This is a genomic window from Sphingomonas sp. GW821-FHT09E03, assembly GCF_059416225.1.
Map to the genome: position 1 here is coordinate 1,473 of NZ_JBWKOS010000026.1, position 1,546 is coordinate 3,018.

The window sequence follows — 1,546 nt, forward strand, 5'->3', positions numbered from 1 at the left end:
AATGGCCGGCGGCAGCTTCACGACCATGCTCGGCAACAACTTCACCAGCAGGACCGTGAATTGGGGCAACAGCAGCCAAGGCGCTTGCATCGAGGAGCGCAAGACGCTGCGGCCCGGCGAAATTGGGTCAGCCTACGACCTCGATGTCGATCTCGTTCCCGATCCCACCCGCCCCGAGACGCAGTGGCGACCGTTCTTGCCGGAGCTCGTCTGGGCACGTTCGGTCACCAACTACTATCCTGGCGGGACCAATCCAATTACCGGTTGGCAGATTAACGAGGTCACGCACTCGTCCAGCAACTACATTGCCCTCGCGTCCAATAAATCGGATTTTGCTGCCTGCCCTTCCGTGGCGCGCAAGCTCGCCACGATCCGCACCACGACGGAACAAAACAATCTCACAACCTACCTCAACGGGTTAGTCCCGCGTGGACGGACCTATCACGATATTGGCATGCTGTGGGGCCTGCGCCTGATGTCGGCACAAGGCCTGTTCGCAAGCGAAAACGCGGCGGCGGCCAATGGCGCATCGATCACTCGCAACCTGATCTTCATGACCGATGGCGATACCGAGACGAACATCGCCGATTATGATGCTTACGGGCTGGCAGCGCTCGATCGACGCCGGACGGACGCGGGAGCGCTGCCGACCAACTCGGCACAAGATAATATTGTCGAAGATCGGTTGCGGCGCTTGTGCACCTTGGCGAAGGACCAGAAGAACATCACCGTCTGGGTGATCGCCTTCGGCACCAGCCTTACCTCGCTACTCACCGACTGCGCATCGCCCAACCGGGCCTATCAGGCTAACAACACGGCGGAACTCAACCAGACCTTTGCCGACATCGCAGCCAAGATCTCGCAGCTGCGGGTCACCCACTGATGCGCACGCCGTTGAAGGATCGACGCGGCGCGAGCTTGATGGAGTTCGCGATCCTCGCGCCCGTCTTCCTCCTGCTGCTGTTCGGCGGGTTGGACGCCTCATACAATTATTACATCAAATCTGTTCTGGACGGCGAGGTGCAGAAGGCCGCGCGCGATTTCAGCCTGGAGGACGCCAACAATCCGATCAGAAACGCCGCGATACAGCAGCGGCTCCGAGACGCGGTTCAGACGGTGATGCGCGGTGCGCAGGTCGACATCGCCCTGCGTCATTACCACGACTATCGCGACGCGGCCTATCGCATGGAAGAGTTCGACGACAAAAACCACAACGGCACCTGTGACAACCAGGAGCCGTACGTCGACGCGAACAACAACAACCACTTCGACGCCGACAGTGGCGTGGAAGGCGTCGGAAGTTCACGTGACGTGCTGGTTCTGATCGCGACGGCCTCTTACCCGCGGCTGATCATCAGTAGCTTTGTCTTTGGTCCGGGCCGAACCGTGCTCACATCGACGACCATGTTGCGCAACCAGCCGGCGAGTGACCAGACTGCTGCACCTGTAAGGAACTGCGCATGATGATGCCGCGCCGGATGTTCGCTCGCCTGCGATCCGACGAGCGGGGCCTGGCGCTGCTCGAGTTCGCGCTGGCGCTGCCCGT

At 60.8% G+C, this 1,546-nt stretch carries 1 protein-coding gene and 1 pseudogene; both read left to right on the forward strand.

Features of this window, described 5'->3' with window-relative positions:
• A pseudogene (locus AC07M8_RS19615) lies at window positions 1–883 on the forward strand (pilus assembly protein TadG-related protein); the annotation flags it as partial.
• Window positions 883–1,464 (forward strand): TadE/TadG family type IV pilus assembly protein, encoded by a 582-nt coding sequence (locus AC07M8_RS19620; protein ID WP_495175904.1) that lies wholly within the window; start codon window positions 883–885, stop codon window positions 1,462–1,464. The pseudogene AC07M8_RS19615 and the gene AC07M8_RS19620, both read left to right, overlap by 1 nt.
• Window positions 1,465–1,546 lie beyond the last annotated feature (82 nt).